12 protein-coding genes are annotated in these 15011 nt (G+C 71.0%); 3 read left to right on the forward strand and 9 right to left on the reverse strand.

Translation table 11 applies throughout. The annotated features are described in order from the left end of the window. Nucleotides 1–41: 41 nt before the first annotated feature. The 6 genes from ACZ7N4_RS09705 to ACZ7N4_RS09730 form a co-directional block, all read right to left on the reverse strand. Nucleotides 42–428 (reverse strand): hypothetical protein, encoded by a 387-nt coding sequence (locus tag ACZ7N4_RS09705; RefSeq protein ID WP_471355752.1) that lies wholly within the window; start codon nucleotides 426–428, stop codon nucleotides 42–44. Nucleotides 429–480: 52 nt separating this feature from the next. Further along, on the reverse strand, nucleotides 481–2811 hold the full coding sequence (locus ACZ7N4_RS09710) for an ABC transporter permease (protein WP_471355755.1): 2331 nt from the start codon (nucleotides 2809–2811) through the stop codon (nucleotides 481–483). Continuing rightward, nucleotides 2808–3497 carry an ABC transporter ATP-binding protein gene (locus tag ACZ7N4_RS09715; RefSeq protein ID WP_471355757.1) on the reverse strand — a complete coding sequence of 230 codons (690 nt, stop codon included), beginning with the start codon at nucleotides 3495–3497 and terminating at the stop codon, nucleotides 2808–2810. The genes ACZ7N4_RS09710 and ACZ7N4_RS09715 overlap by 4 nt, the downstream gene beginning before the upstream one ends. Further along, a complete protein-coding gene (locus tag ACZ7N4_RS09720) occupies nucleotides 3494–4018 on the reverse strand; it encodes a PadR family transcriptional regulator (protein ID WP_189301913.1) in 525 nt (174 codons plus the stop codon). The genes ACZ7N4_RS09715 and ACZ7N4_RS09720 overlap by 4 nt, the downstream gene beginning before the upstream one ends. A 93-nt stretch (nucleotides 4019–4111) precedes the next feature. Next, nucleotides 4112–4363, reverse strand: a complete 252-nt coding sequence (locus ACZ7N4_RS09725) for a type II toxin-antitoxin system antitoxin (protein WP_471355760.1) — start codon at nucleotides 4361–4363, stop codon at nucleotides 4112–4114. Continuing rightward, nucleotides 4360–5271 (reverse strand): SPFH domain-containing protein, encoded by a 912-nt coding sequence (locus ACZ7N4_RS09730; RefSeq protein ID WP_471355762.1) that lies wholly within the window; start codon nucleotides 5269–5271, stop codon nucleotides 4360–4362. The genes ACZ7N4_RS09725 and ACZ7N4_RS09730 overlap by 4 nt, the downstream gene beginning before the upstream one ends. 239 nt (nucleotides 5272–5510) lie before the next feature. Between ACZ7N4_RS09730 and ACZ7N4_RS09735 the strand changes: the two genes are divergently transcribed. Beyond that, nucleotides 5511–7838: a transglycosylase domain-containing protein gene (locus ACZ7N4_RS09735; protein ID WP_471355764.1), complete on the forward strand. Its 2328-nt coding sequence runs from the start codon at nucleotides 5511–5513 to the stop codon at nucleotides 7836–7838. Nucleotides 7839–7901: 63 nt separating this feature from the next. On the opposite strand, the gene ACZ7N4_RS09740 is transcribed toward ACZ7N4_RS09735, so the two are convergent. From ACZ7N4_RS09740 to ACZ7N4_RS09750, 3 genes are all read right to left on the reverse strand, one after another. Continuing rightward, the gene (locus tag ACZ7N4_RS09740) at nucleotides 7902–10007 is read right to left on the reverse strand and encodes an ATP-binding SpoIIE family protein phosphatase (RefSeq protein ID WP_471355766.1); all 2106 of its coding nucleotides are present in this window, start codon (nucleotides 10005–10007) and stop codon (nucleotides 7902–7904) included. 268 nt (nucleotides 10008–10275) lie between these two features. Then, nucleotides 10276–10965 (reverse strand): cytidylyl-2-hydroxypropylphosphonate hydrolase, encoded by a 690-nt coding sequence (gene fomD, locus ACZ7N4_RS09745; protein WP_471355768.1) that lies wholly within the window; start codon nucleotides 10963–10965, stop codon nucleotides 10276–10278. 84 nt (nucleotides 10966–11049) lie between these two features. Then, nucleotides 11050–12435, reverse strand: a complete 1386-nt coding sequence (locus ACZ7N4_RS09750) for a class II fumarate hydratase (protein ID WP_471355770.1) — start codon at nucleotides 12433–12435, stop codon at nucleotides 11050–11052. 254 nt (nucleotides 12436–12689) lie between these two features. Between ACZ7N4_RS09750 and ACZ7N4_RS09755 the strand changes: the two genes are divergently transcribed. Next, a complete protein-coding gene (locus tag ACZ7N4_RS09755) occupies nucleotides 12690–13067 on the forward strand; it encodes a hypothetical protein (RefSeq protein WP_471355772.1) in 378 nt (125 codons plus the stop codon). A 170-nt stretch (nucleotides 13068–13237) separates the two neighbouring features. Then, complete coding sequence (locus ACZ7N4_RS09760) at nucleotides 13238–14806, forward strand: recombinase family protein (RefSeq protein ID WP_471355775.1); 1569 nt, start codon at nucleotides 13238–13240, stop codon at nucleotides 14804–14806. The last annotated feature ends 205 nt before the right edge of the window (nucleotides 14807–15011 follow it).

Genomic DNA, 15011 nt, shown 5'->3' on the forward strand with positions numbered 1-15011 from the left:
GCCGTCCGGCCCCTTGGGCGGCGGCCCGCGCCCCGGGGACGTCAGCCGGGCTGGTCCCGTGGCGGCGGGCCGGTGACGTCGGCGCGGGGCACGGCCAGGGCGACGCAGGTCACCCGTTCCTCGCCCTCGCGGTAGGCCCAGGTGGCCGGGTCGGCCAGGACGGACGGGACGTCGGCCGCGGGAACCTCGGTCGCGTCCGGGAGATACGCCCGGCCACCGGCCCGGGTGAGCCGGACCAGGCCGGACCGGTGCCAGTGGGTGATGAGGGAGGTGAAGCGCGGGACGTGGCGCCGCCACTCCGCCTCGTCCCCGGTGTCCGCCCAGTCGGCCGACAGGGACCACAGGGGCGATCCCTCGATCGCGTTGACGAGCAGGCAGTACTCGTCGTCCTCCCAGGTCGGCGCCGAGTCCCGCGCCCCCGATGTCATGTGCGTCCTCTTTCGTCCCGCGTACGGGTAACGCCTGTTCCGTCAGTCCCGCCTATTCCGTCCGCAGCCCCTCCGGCCGCATCAGCCGTACCAGCGGCGGCAGGCTCAGCAGCGTCACCGTGAGGACGACCGCCGCGCCGGCACCGGTCAGGGACAGCACGCTCGGCCAGTCGACGGTCACCGCGGTGTCCGTCATCTTCAGCAGGACCGTGCCCAGGGTCAGGCCCACCGCCATGGCCAGCAACAGACCGAGGGCGATCGGCACCGCCGTCTGCCACAGCACCGACAGCCCCAGGGTGCGGCGCCGGGTGCCGAAGGCGACCAGCGAGGACAACAGCTTGCGCCGCTCGCGCAACTGCTCCAGCTGGGAGACCAGCAGGCTCGCCCCGATCAGCGCCAGCACGCAGACCGCGCCGACGAACAGGCCGGTGCGCAGGGAGGTGAACTTCGTGGCCTGCCGGGTCGTGCTCCAGTGCCAGGCGTTGGCCAGGCGGTCCACCCGGGCCGCCGTGGTACGCACGTGTTCGTCCGCGTCCGGCACCGACAGGTCGAGGCGGATGTAGACCTGGTGGTACAGCGTCGGCCACGCCTTGGCGGGCAGTGCGGACGGGGTGAGCAGCAGGCCCGAGGTCTCCTGGAGCGCGTCCTTGCGGGCGGTGGCGTGCCGCAGGCCGGCCGGGATCGTCCAGGGGATCTGCCGACCGGGCTCGCCCTCCGAGTAGGTGGGGTCCACGAAGCCGTGCCGGCCCGGCCGCCTGAAGGCCCGAAGAGCGGCGTCGTCGTCCTTGCCGGGCAGCACGAACACGTCCCCGTCCCGGCAGGACGGCAGGTGGGCCAGCTCGCGCAGCGCGGTGCAGTCACCGACGGTGATCCCCGAGGTGGTCGCCGGGTCGTGCCGCTTGTCGCCGAGTCCTCCGCTGGAGATCGCCACCGACGCCCGGACGCCCTCGGTGCGGGCGAACTCGCGGGCCGCCACCGCCACCCGGGACCGGTCCGACAGGTCGATCTCCATCGAGGCCCGCTGCGGGTCCCGGCCGGTGTCCTTCGTGTACTGGCTCTCCACGCCCGCGAAGAGCATCTGCAGCGCGATCGCCCCGGCCACCGCCACCGCGATGCCGTTGACCATGCGGGCCGCCGTACCGCTGCTCAACTGGAGCCGGCGCACGGCCAGCTGCCAGGAGAGCCCGCCCGCGCCGAGCCGGGCGACGACCGCCTCGACCAGCCAGGGCAGCAGCGCGGTGACGCCGACCAGGAGCAGCAGCACACCGCCGATGACCAGGTACTGGTTGAAGTCGCCGTGGCTGCGGCCGTTGCCGATCATCGGGTACAGCATCCCGAGACCCGCCAGCGGCAGCAGCAGCCGCCACCACAGGCGCCGCCGGGCCGGCTTGGCCGTCCGCACCACGCCGAGCGGCTCCACCACCACCCCGCGCATCGCGAGCAGCGTCACCAGGACCGCGGCGGCCGGAACCGCCACCGCGACCAGCGCGGCCAGTGCGGGGGAGGGGTCCAGATAGCTCGGGAAGACGCTCTCGCCCAGCACCTCCACCGAGCCCGCCACCTGCCGCCCGATCAGGAAGAAGACCGTACCGACGGCCAGTCCGAGCAGTGCCCCGGCCAGCGCCTCGCCGGCCGCGATCCGGCGGGTCATCCTGCTGTCGGAGCCCACCAGGCGCAGCGCGGCCAGCCTGCGGTCGCGCCGCTCGCCGCCGAACCGCACGGCCGCGGCGATGAACACGGCGACCGGCGTCAGCAGGGCGACGAACACCACCAGTGTCATCAGGATGAGCACCGGGTCGGCCCGCTCGGTCGTCGGGTGCCGGTCGCCGAACGCGGCCAGCCGCACCACACGCGAGCTGTTCTTGGTCGCCACGAGGGTGTCGGCGCCCGCGTAGTAGGCCAGCTCCTGCGAACCGACCAGCCCGGTCTCGCCGATCGTGCCGGTGATCCGGTCCGGGATCCGCTCCCGCAGCAGCTTCGCCCCGTCCGAGGCGAGCAGCGCCTTCAGTGCGGGCGAGACCACCATCTCGCCCTTCTTCGGGAAGTGGTCGACGCCGGGCGGCAGCGGCGCCCGCGCGCCCTCGGGCTGGAGCAGCCGGCCCCGGATGTCCTTGCCGTGCCACTCGCTGTCGGTCATGCCGACCAGCACGGTGTGGTCGCTCCTGGGCGGCGTGGACGCGCCGTAGGTGAGGTCCTGCCGTGCCGCGCCCCGCTGGTCCCGCGCCGCCAGCACGTTCGGCAGCGCCGTCGTGAGCAGCAGCAGCGTCACGCCCAGGCCGACGCCGACCGCCGTGAGCACCATCCGGACCCAGCCCTCGCGCCCGCCGGTGAAGGCGAACCGGATGCCGAGGGCGAGGTCCCGGGACCACTGCCTGATCTTCATATGGCCCGCTCCATGTCGCGGGACCTGCCGTCGCGTACGACGATCTCCCGGTCGGAGTAGGCGGCGACCCGGGCCTCGTGGGTGACGAGGACGACGGCGGCGTTGGTGGAGCGGGCCGCGTCGGTCAGCAGCTCCATCACGCGTTCGCCGTTGAGGGAGTCGAGCGCGCCGGTCGGCTCGTCGGCGAACACCACCCGGGGTTCGGTGACCAGCGCCCGCGCCACGGCGACCCGCTGGCCCTGGCCGCCGGAGACCTCGCCGGGCCGCTTGCCCTTGAGGTCGTCCACCTCCAGCCGCTCCATCCAGGTCAGCGCGGCCCGCTCGGCCTCCTTGCGGGGGCGGCCGTTCAGCCGGAGCGGGAGCGCCACGTTCTCCACGCAGGTCAGCTCCGGGACCAGCTGGCCGAACTGGAACACGAACCCGAACTCGCTGCGGCGCAGCGCGCTGCGCTCGGCGTCGCTCATGCCGGCCAGTTCCCGGCCGGCGTAGGTGATGGAGCCGGAGTCGGGCGGCACGATGCCGGCGAGGCAGTGCAGCAGGGTCGACTTGCCGGAACCGGAGGGGCCCATCACGGCGACGACCTCGCCGGGGTGGATGGAGAACTCGGCGCCGTCCAGGGCGACCGTGGGGCCGTAGGCCTTGCGCAGGTTCTCGGCGGCGAGCAGGGAGCCGGGGGGAGGGGTCATCGGGCCACCGCCTCACGGAGCTTGTCGAGGCGCGCGGCGGTCAGTTCCAGCCAGCGCAGGTCCGCCTCCAGGTGGAACAGGGCGTGGTCGCAGATCAGCTGGTCCGCGAGGTCGCCCTTGCGCTTGCGGTCGGTCAGGATCCGCATGCTGCGCAGGTGTTCGGCGCGCTGCGTGTCGAGGATGTCGGACGCGTCGCGGTGGGTGAGGAGCGCGAGGACGACCTTGGTGTACAGGGTCGACTGGAGGTACTCCTCCGGCTTCTCGGGGGTGGCGAGCCAGCGCTCGACGTCGGTGACGCCGGCGTCGGTGATCGCGTACCGCTTGCGTTCGGGGCCGCCGCCCGCCTCGATCCCGTCGACTTCGACGAGGCCGTGCTTCAGCAGCCGGGACATCGTGGAGTAGACCTGGCCGTAGTGCAGCGGGCGGTCGTGACCGAACTTCTCGTCGAAGGCCCGCTTGAGGTCGTAGCCGTGGCGCGGGCCGGACTCCAGGAGCCCTAGGAGGGTGTGACCGATGGACATGGCAGCACTCTACACACGGTGTATACGCACGATGTATACGCGGAGTGTGCAGGGCGTGGCTGCCGGTGCGGCCCCGCAGGTGGGGGCCGATTGTCACGGTTCCGGCACAGGCGGTGCGGGCGGGGCCGGCGGGCGGCCGCGCCGCGGCAGCGGTCCCGTGTCCCCCGGCAGGCGGCCCGCCTCCGCCAGCGCCTTGCGCAGCAGGAACTCGATCTGCGCGTTGGCCGAGCGCAGCTCGTCCCCGGCCCAGCGGGCCAGTGCCTCGTACACCGCCGGGTCCAGCCGCAGCAGCACCTGTTTGCGCTGCTGCGGCCGGCGCCTCGGTGTCTCCGAAGGGTCGGTCACTGGTAGAGGGTCCCGGTGTTGAGGACCGGCTGCGGGGCGCGGTCCCCGCACAGCACCACCATCAGGTTCGACACCATCGCCGCCTTCCGTTCGTCGTCCAGCTCCACGATGTCCGCCTCCGCGATCCGGGCCAGCGCCGCCTCGACCATCCCCACGGCACCGTCCACGATCTGCCGCCGGGCCGCGACGACCGCCCCCGCCTGCTGCCGCTGGAGCATCGCCGAGGCGATCTCGGGAGCGTACGCGAGGTGCGTGAAGCGCGATTCGACGATCTGCACGCCGGCCGCCTCGACCCGCACCTGGAGCTCCGTGGCCAGCTTCTCGGTGATTTCCTCGGCGTTGCCGCGCAGGGAGAGGCCGTCCTCCTCGTGGGCGTCGTAGGGGTACTCGATCGCGATGTGCCGTACGGCCGTCTCGGTCTGCGTGGCCACGAACTCGGCGAAGTCGTCCACCTCGAAGGTGGCCTGCGCGGTGTCCCGGACCTTCCAGACGACGACCGCGGCCAGCTCGATCGGGTTGCCGTAGGCGTCGTTGACCTTCAGGACGGCGGTCTCGTGGTTGCGCACCCGGGTGGAGATCCTGGTCCGCGAGGTGAAGGGGTTCACCCAGCGCAGGCCGTCCTGCCGGATCGTGCCCCGGTAGCGGCCGAAGAGCTGGACGACCCGGGCCTGGCCGGGCGCGACCGTGTTCAGGCCGCGCAGGGAGACCAGGGACGCGAGCAGGACGACGACACCGCCGGCGATGAGCCCGCCCTCGGCGCCGGGCGAGTGGGCCGCCCCGGAGGCCGCGAACAGCGCGATCGAGGCGCCGAGGCCGATCAGGCCGAGCAGCAGGGCGAGTCCGCCGCCGATGCTGTGGGCGGTGAACTCGCGCACGCGCGGAGCGGGCATCTCGGGTATGTCGGTCATGGGTGTTCCCCCCGTTCTCGGGGCGCCCGGTCGGGCGCGCGATGGAAGCATAGCGCGGTTCTAGCCAAGTGATATCACTTTTTTCCGTCGAGCAACCCTGCGGCGGTGATTGCCGTCGGATCCGGTGGGGTGGGTGCTGATTGTCACGTCCGTAAAAGAACGGATCGGGCGCCCTTTGTCATATAGAGGGGTGTTAGCTTTCGGAGCTGACCCCGAGACGGAAGCGAGCGTAGGGACCGATGGGACGAGCGGAAGAGAGACGAGCGCGACAGCGCGGTGGCCGCCGCGCGGCGCCCAAGCGCCGCCGCCCCCCAACCGCGGCGGCCGGCACGTCCGCACCCGCGGCGGGCGGCAAGCCCGCCAAGAGCCTCATACGCCGGATGTTCACGTGGAAGAAGATCCTCGGGACCTTCTTCGGGGTGTGCCTGCTGGGCATCCTGGGCTTCGTCGGCCTGTACCTCTACGTGGACGTCCCCCAGGGCAACGCCGCCGCCCAGCAGCAGAGCAACGTCTACAAGTTCAGTGACGGAACGATTCTGGCCCGCAACGGCAAGGTCAACCGCGAGATCGTCGACCTGTCCAAGGTGCCCCGCAAGGTCCAGCTGACCTTCGTCGCCGCCGAGAACAAGAGCTTCTACCACGACTCCGGCGTCGACTTCCGCGGCACCGCCCGCGGACTGATCAACACGGCGCTCGGCCGCGGCAAGCAGGGCGGCTCCACGATCACCCAGCAGTACGTCAAGAACTACTACCTCAACCAGGACCAGACCGTCACGCGCAAGCTGAAGGAACTGGTCATCTCGCTGAAGGTGGACCGCGAGAAGTCCAAGGACGACATCCTCGCCGGCTACATCAACACCAGCTACTACGGCCGCAACGCCTACGGCATCCAGGCCGCCGCCCAGGCCTACTACCACGTCGACGCCGAGGACCTCAGCGTCGCGCAGGGCGCCTACCTCGCCGCGCTGCTCCAGGCCCCGAGCCAGTACGACTGGGCGGTGGCGAGCAAGACCGGCAAGCGGCTGGTCACGCAGCGCTGGAACTACGTCCTGGACAACATGGTCGAGGAAGGCTGGCTCTCCAAGTCCAAGCGGGCCGAGCTGCACTTCCCCTACCCCAAGGAGCCCAAGGGCGCCCCCGGCCTCGGCGGGCAGAAGGGCTACCTGGTCGAACTCGCCAACCAGCAGCTGGAGCAGCGGCTCATGGCGCAGGAGGGCCTGACCCAGTCCCAGGCGGAGAACGCCGTGGTCGACAAGGGCTGGACCATCACCCTCAACATCGACCCGAAGAAACAGGCCGCGCTGGAGAAGACCGTCAAGGCCCAGCTCACCAGCAAGCTCGACCCGAAGAAGCGCAAGGTCGACGGTGACATCCAGGCCGGCGCCGTCTCCGTCGACCCCCGGACGGGCAAGGTCGTCGCGCTGTACGGCGGCCAGGACTACTACCGGCACTACTTCGACAACGCCACCCGCCGGGACTACCAGCCCGCCTCCACCTTCAAGCCGGTGATCCTCGCCGCCGCACTGGAGCAGAACGCCACCACGCAGGACGGCAAACCCATCACGGCGAGCACCCTCTACGACGGCACCAGCCGCCGCCCGGTCGTCGACCACGGCACCAAGGTCGGCTTCGCCCCGCCGAACGAGGACGACGCCAACTACGACGACATCACCGTCCAGGAGGCCATGAACAAGTCCGTCAACTCCGTCTTCGCGCAGATGGGCGTGGACGTCGGGATGGACAAGGTCATGAGCACGGCGAACAAGCTCGGCATGGACACCAAGGGCATGCAGGCCGTGCCCGCCCAGACCCTCGGCTCCATGGGCGCCAGCCCCCTGGAGATGGCCGGGATCTACGCCACCTTCGCCAACCACGGCAACAAGGTCACCCCGACCATCCTGAAGTCGGCCGAGAACAAGGGCCGCTCGGTGGAGGTGCCGAACCCGGTCGGCGGCTCGGTGATCAGCCGTACCGCCGCCGACACGGTCACCTCGGTGCTCACCGGCGTGGTGGACGACGGCACGGCCAGTGAGTCCGTGGCGAGGAACCCGCTGCGCGACGGCCAGCAGGTGGCGGGCAAGACCGGTACCTCCGACGAGAACAAGTCGGCCTGGTTCACCGGCTACACACCGACCCTGGTCACCTCCGTCGGCCTGTTCGGCGAGGACCCGAAGACCAAGGCCCACGTGTCCATGAAGGGCGCCACCGGCCTGCTCCCGCCGCCCGGCCGGATCAACGGCGGCGGCTACCCGGCGAAGATCTGGGCCGCGTACACCTTCGGCGTCACCGACAAGGCCGCGTTCGACCTGAACACCACACAGGGCGCGGCGGTCGAGCCGACCGAGACGCCGACGTACACGCACACCCCGACCCAGACGCCGTCGCGGACGCCGAGCAGCAGTGCGCCGCCCACGTCGCAGTCGCCGTCCGAGACCCCGTCCGAGACCCCGTCGCAGACGCCGTCGCAGACCCCGTCCCAGACGCCGTCCCACACGCCCACCACCGGGCCGCCGACGGAGCCCACCACGGAGGACCCGCTCGACCCCGACGGCGAGCTCACCCCGTAGACGCGGAGCGGAAAGGGCGCCCGGAGCCAGTGCTCCGGGCGCCCTTCGCATCACCAGGGGGCGTCAGCCCCGGTTCAGCTCGAACCACACCACCTTGCCGGTGCTCAGCCGGGTCGCGCCCCAGCGCCGGGCCAGCTTGTTGACCAGGTACAGCCCGCGCCCGCCCTCGTCCGTGGCCCGCGCCTGCCGCAGCCGCGGCAGCTGCGGCACGTCGTCGCCGACCTCGCAGCGCAGCACGTCGGTCCGCAGCAGCCGCAGCGTCACCGGCCGGGACGCGTACCGCACGGCGTTCGTCACGACCTCGCTGACCAGCAGCTCCACCGAGTCCGTCAGCTCCTCCAGGTCCCAGCGGGCGAGCGCCTGCCGGGCCATCCGGCGGGCCTGGCCCGGGGCGGAATCCTCCGGCTCCAGCGTCCAGTAGGCGACATCGCTCGGCGCGATCCCGTCGAACCGGGCGGCGAGCAGCGCGATGTCGTCGTCCCGGTCGCCCGGGCCGAGCATGTCGAGCACCTCGTCGCACAGCGCTTCCAGCGGCGGCGGATGGTCCGGGCCGGTCAGCTGCGCGGTCGCGGCCAGCTTCTCCCGCAACTGCTCTATGCCGGTCCACACGTCCCGCAGCCGGGACTCCACCAGACCGTCGGTGTACAGCAGCAGGGTGCCCCCGGCGGGCGCGTCCAGCTCGACCGCCTCGAAGTCGACCCCGCCGACACCGATCGGCGCGCCCGGCGGCACCCGCAGCACCTCGGCCCGGCCGCCCAGGTGCAGCAGCACGGGCGGCGGATGGCCGGCGTTGGCGATCGTGATGCGGTGCGTCACCGGGTCGTACACCGCGTACAGGCAGGTCGCCATGCGGTCCGTGCCCAGGCGCTGGGCCTGCTCGTCCAGGTGGTGCAGCACCTCCTGCGGCGGCAGGTCGAGGCCGGCCAGCGTCTGGGCCGTCGTCCGCAGCTGCCCCATGATGGCCGCCGAGGTCATCGAATGGCCCATCACATCGCCGACGACCAGCGCGACCCGGCTGCCGGGCAGCGGGATCGCGTCGTACCAGTCGCCGCCGACCCGCGCGGTCTCCGCCGCCGGCAGATAGCGCGAGGCCAGCCGGACCCCGGTCGGGCGGGGCAGGGTCTCGGGCAGCATGGTGCGCTGCAATTCGTCGGCGATGTACGCCTCCCGGCCGTACAGCACCGCCTTGTCGATACCGAGCGCGCTGTGCGTGGCCAGCTGCGCGGCGACCAGCAGATCGTCCCCGTCGAACGCGAGCCGGTCCGGGCGGCGCAGGAACAGGGCCGCGCCGATCACCCGGCGCCGCCCGCGCAGCGGCGCCAGGATCGCCCGCTGCCCGCCCGGTACGACCGCCTCACCCCCCTCGCCGAGCAGCTCCGGCAGCGCGGCCCGGGCGGCGGGCGCGTCGGCGAACACCGGCCGCACCCCGCGCAGCACCTCGTTCAGCGCGCCACCCGGCCGCACCTCGCACAGCTCGGTGGTGAGCGACGACAGGTCCGACAGCACGGACGGCTCCGGTTCCGGTTCGAACGCCGGCGGCAGCAGGACGCCGTCGGTGTCCCGCTCCTGGGGGATCCGGTCCGTGCGGCGCAGACGCAGCACCACCGGTCCGCTCGGCCGCTCGTCACCGACCGGTAGCGGCTCGCGCAGATACACCAGGATCGCGTCGGAGAACGTCGGCACGGTGGCCCGGCACAGCCCCATCACGATCTCGTCCAGGTCGAGCCCGCGGGCGATCCGCCGGGTTGCCGCGCCCACGAACCTCAGCCGGTCCCCGTCCCGCCGCATGGGCATCGGCCGCCCGGGCGGCAGACCCCGCCCGGTACGGCGCTCCTGACCCCCCGCCGTCCGCTCCTGGTCGGCACCGGGCTGGGCCGGGATGGCCTCCGGCGCGGGGCGCGGGCGGTGGGCGCCGGGTTCGGTGGAAGCGGGCTGGGAGTGCTCGGGGCCGTTGACGGGTAGCTCCTTCCCGTTGCCGTCCGTTCCCTTGCCGCAGGCCGTGGCCGTACCGGCGCCGGAGGACGGTCCGTCGGCCCGGGCCTGCGCGGGTAAGCCGGAGGTGCCGAGCTGCTGCGCGGCCTGTTTCTGGGTACGCAGGAGCGCCCCGCGGGCCTCCGCGGGGTCCACGCCCGACTGCGGGCGTTCGAAGGAGGTGGGCTGCTCCGTCACGCGTGTCGCATCCGTCCGTCCGGGGCTGAGCGCCGGGTACGCCGGGCGCCCAGTTGGTCCCGCCGACATGCCGATACCCGCAATACGTGCCCCGGGAACGGAATTCCCGCGGGGTCGGCCTTCGTGGTCGTGCCCTGGTACCCCTCGTTCACGTCCTGCCGCCCCTCGATGACGATCGGTCAAGCCCGGCGCATGCCCCGCAAGTTGCCTTGGCGCGCCCTTGCGGAGGACGATCCTACGTTTCTTGCCCTGGGGCGCATCAAGGGTCTCATGAGGACATGTGCGCGGGGGTGCGGTCCCAGTCCTCGGGGAGAGAAGGTACCGCCCAGGAGGGGTCCGGGCGCCAGTGCGGCCAGCCGTCCGCGAACGGGGCACCCCACGCCCGGATCACCTCCACCGCCTCCCGGCCGGCCGCCCGCACCCGCTCGGCGGTCGCCGCGTCCATCAGCCCGTCCCGCTGGGCCTGCGCGAACTCGTCCTCGTCCCGCCAGTGCCAACTGCGGTCCGGCTGCACCGAGATGTCCAGGAAGTGGTCCTCGGAGTCCACCCCGCCCGACCAACGGACCAGCGGCCGCTCCAGATTGACGTACCAGTTCTTGAACCGCCAGCCCGGGTCCCAGAACAGCCACACCGACCAGGGCCGGCCGGGCTGGGCCACCTTCAGCACACCGGTGCCGAACCAGCGGTCCCGCTGGACCGTACGCGGCTTGGTGTAACGGGACTCCAGCGGCTCCAGGTGCACGGGCGTCCCGTCGGCGAGCACCGGCTTCACACACTCGGTACCGGGGGCGAGCCACACCGCCAGCAGCTCCGCGTCGTCGCGTACGACGGTGACGGGCCGGGCGATGTGGACGTGCTCGCCGCCGTTCTCCCGGTAGCGCCACAGGATCTGCGTGCCCGGGGTCCAGTACGCCGCAGGCCCCGCCGTCACTCGTGTCATCGCTCCGTCGTCCGTCATGCACAGATATTAGGTGCCGCGGGCATACGACGCTGCGGTGCACGTCACGGTGGTCCTGCGGTGGCCGGAAAGGTTCGCCGCCGGTTACGGGCGCGTCATCCGCAGGACGTCCAGCGCCTCGTCGAGCTGCTCCAGCGTCAGGTCACCGCGCTCCACGTACCCGCTCTCCAGGACGACTTCACGGATCGTCCGCCGCTCGGCGAGGGACTTCTTGGCGACCTTCGCGGCCTCCTCGTACCCGATGTACTTGTTCAGCGGGGTCACCACGGACGGGGACGACTCGGCGTACTCCCGGGCGCGTTCCCGGTCGGCGGTGATGCCGTCGACCGTCCGGTCGGCCAGCAGCCGCGAGACGCCCGCGAGCAACCGCACCGACTCCAGCACGTTCTTGGCGATGACCGGGAGCATGACGTTCAGTTCGAAGTTCCCGGCCGCGCCCGCGGTGGTGATGGTGGCGTCGTTGCCGATGACCTGGGCGGCGACCATCAGCACGGCCTCCGGGACCACCGGGTTGACCTTGCCGGGCATGATCGAGGAGCCGGGCTGCAGGTCGGGCAGCCGGATCTCGGCCAGACCGGTGCGCGGCCCGGAGGACATCCAGCGCAGATCGTTGGCGATCTTCGTCAGGCCGACCGCGATGGTCCGCAGCTGCCCGCTGGTCTCCACGATGCCGTCCCGGGCGCCCTGCGCCTCGAAGTGGTCGCGGGCCTCGGTGAGCGGCAGCCCGGTGACCCGGGCGACCTCCTCGATGACGGCGGCGGAGAACCCGGGTGGTGTGTTGATGCCGGTCCCCACCGCGGTGCCGCCCAGCGGCAGCTCGGCCAGCCGAGGAAGGGAGGCCCTCAGCCGCTCGACGCCGTACCGCACCTGGGCCGCGTACCCGCCGAACTCCTGCCCCAGCGTCACCGGGGTGGCGTCCATCAGATGGGTCCGCCCCGACTTCACCACGTCCGCGAACTCCTCGGACTTGCGTTCCAGGGAGGCGGCGAGGTGCTCCAGGGCCGGGATCAGGTCGTGGGTGACGGCCCCGGTGGCCGCGATGTGGATCGAGGACGGGAAGACGTCGTTGGACGACTGCGAGGCGTTGACGTGGTCGTTGGGGTGCACGTCCCGGCCCAGCCGTTCGGTGGCGAGGGTGGCGATGACCTCGTTGGTGTTCATGTTGGACGAGGTGCCGGAGCCCGTCTGGAACACGTCCACCGGGAAGTGCTCGTCCCACTTTCCCGCGGCGACCTCACCGGCCGCCTCCTGGATCGCCTCCGCGATGTCCTTGTCCAGCACGCCCAGCCCGGCGTTGACCTTCGCCGCCGCCGCCTTGATCCGGGCCAGTGCCTCGATGTGGGCCCGCTCGATGCGCTGCCCGGAGATCGGGAAGTTCTCCACCGCGCGCTGCGTCTGCGCCCGCCACTTGGCGTGGGCCGGGACCCGGACCTCGCCCATCGAGTCGTGTTCGATGCGGTATTCGCTCATGCCGGGTACAGCGATCCGCGCGCCGGGGATGTTCCGGACGCCGGGCGTACGGGTGGGACGGGGCCGTACGGGCGGAAGCGAGGTCCCACGGCCGCGGGGCCGGCCGCCCGGCTGCTGCATCGGCATGACCGCGTCACCGGGTCGGGGGAGTGCGCCTCCGGCCGCCGCGCCGGACGCCCCGGATCAGGGTGACCATCGGCTCAAGGTGACGTGGCGACTCCCGGCCGTCACCACAGCTGGCAGGAGGACAACCGATGAACCCCACTCTCAAGCGCCTGCTCGGTGTCACCGCGGCCGCGGCCACGGGCGCCGCGGCCCTGCTCGGCACCGGCGCCGGCACGGCCGACGCCGCCGGCCGCGCACACCGTGCGTCCTGCGAACGCTCCGTACGGCCCGTGTGGACCGGCGGCGACCCCAGCCGCAACATGACCGCCCACGGCTGCGACCTGCCGGACGACGGGCGCCGCTGGTACACCGTCGAGGTCGACACCCTCGTGGAGCCCCACTACCGGACGGACTACCTGGACGGAGGCGTCGACCGGACCGAGACCACGCACGACAGAACCATCAGGTGCCTGGGCTACCTCTCCCACGGCGACACCGTGGACTGGTTCGGCTGCATCCCTCACTGACCCGTCCCGGCCGCCTCCGGGGCGGGGTCCGCGCCACGGACCCCGCCCGGCCGGTCAGGCCAGCCCGGGACCGCGCACCGGGATGCTCGTGAAGGTCGGCTGGGGGGCCGGGTCCTGGAAGAAGTCGTTCGGCTTGTTCATCTCGCGTGCATCCCCGTACGATCACCGCCATGATCAAGCACCCGAGGGTCCTGGGCGCTGTCCGCCTGTCCATCCTCAAGGACGACACCACCAGCCCCGAGAAGCAGCGGCAGGCCGTAGAGCACTGGACTGCTGGCCCCGCCGTGCACGGTCGCATAGCGGGCTGGGCGGAAGACCTGGACGTGTCCGGGGCGATGCACCCCTTCAAGCGACCGGGCCTCGGTCCATGGTTCAACGAGCGGGCCGACGAGTGGGACGTGTTGGCCGTCTGGAAGCTCGACCGCCTCAGCAGGAAGGCGGGCCACTTCGCCGAGGTCTTCGAGTGGTGCCAGAAGCACGGGAAGTCCATCGTGTCCGTGACCGAGGGCATCGACATGTCCACCCCCATGGGCAAGATGTTCGCTCAGATCATCGCCGCCTTTGCCGAGGGCGAGTTGGGCACCATCCGCGCCCGCGCACTTTCTGGCTCGGCCGCTCGTAAGGCCAAGGGTGTTTGGATCGGTGGCGTCGAGCCGTACGGGTACCGCTTCGAACGGCAGGACGGCGGCGGAAAGAAGCTGGTTCAGGACCCAACGTATGCGGAGCTGTTCCGCGAGATCGTCGAGCGGCTGAAGGGCGACTGGTCGTCGTACAAGATCGCGCTTGATCTGAATGCGCGCGGCGTTCCCACCTGGCGGGATCATCTTCGAATCGTGAAGGGGGAAGATCCGAGGGGTGTTGCCTGGACTGCCAACGCGATTCGTGCCATAGCCATGAACCCTACGGTGGCCGGCATCTACACGTACAAGGGCGAGAACGTCGTAGACGAGAACGGCGAGAATGTTCGGATCACGGATGATCCGTTGATGGATTTTGCCGAGTGGTCGGAATTCGTGGCCGCGCTCAAGAGTGATCGCCCGGTTAGGCGGTCCACTCCTTCGCGGTCGATGCTGGGCGGTGTGGCTACCTGCCAGGGTTGCGGCGCCCGGATGTCGTCCAACAAGAAGACGAAGCCGAACGGGCGCGTGCATCACTACTACGCCTGCAACAACGTCAACACCGGAACGTGTCCTAACCCCGGCCGCATTCGGCGCGATGACCTGGATATGGCTGTTGGGACTTTCGTGAAGGTCACTCTCGGCCCGCTCCCGGTTATGGAGCGGGCCGGTAATTCCATCAGTCAGGCCAAGACCGAGCTTGCCGAGGCCGAGGCGACGCTAGACCGACTGGAAGCTGACTACCTAGCTGGACGGTTCAAGACCGACGTTCAAGTTGAACGCTACTGGGGGCAACACGAATTCCAGTCGGCCAAGGTTGAACGTCTGAGAGAGGAAATTAAGACCGCCGAGGATGCCCCGGCCTGGAAAGAGACGGGGCGGACCTACTCCGAAGAGTGGACGACCAAGGAGGACGAACAGAAACGTGTGTTCCTGCAACGGCACGGCATAACTGTGACGGTGGGGGCTACGGAAGACGGGAGCCGACGAGTCGTCTGCAAGATGCCTGAGCTTGCCGAGATCGCCAAGGATACCGGGCTGCAAGTTCCCGAGGGATACTGGTTGATCGAGCCGGAGGCGGAATACATTCTGCCGAAGCAGATGGCTTATAAGCGGAAGTAGGTAGGGCCGCCCGCGCTCCCAACCCTTGCCCCCGTCGCGTGTAAACGCTTCGGGGGCTTTTCCATGCCCACGCTCGGCCCCCCTGGCCGTTTAAACGCTCTTCCTTGATTCCGCCACCCCCGGCGGGTTAAAACCTAGGCGCAGAAGGCCGCACAACGGCCCCGGATAACCGGGGTCTTTTCTGTGTCTGCATCCCCGAAAGGGA

This window comes from Streptomyces sp. NPDC107654 (assembly GCF_055639035.1).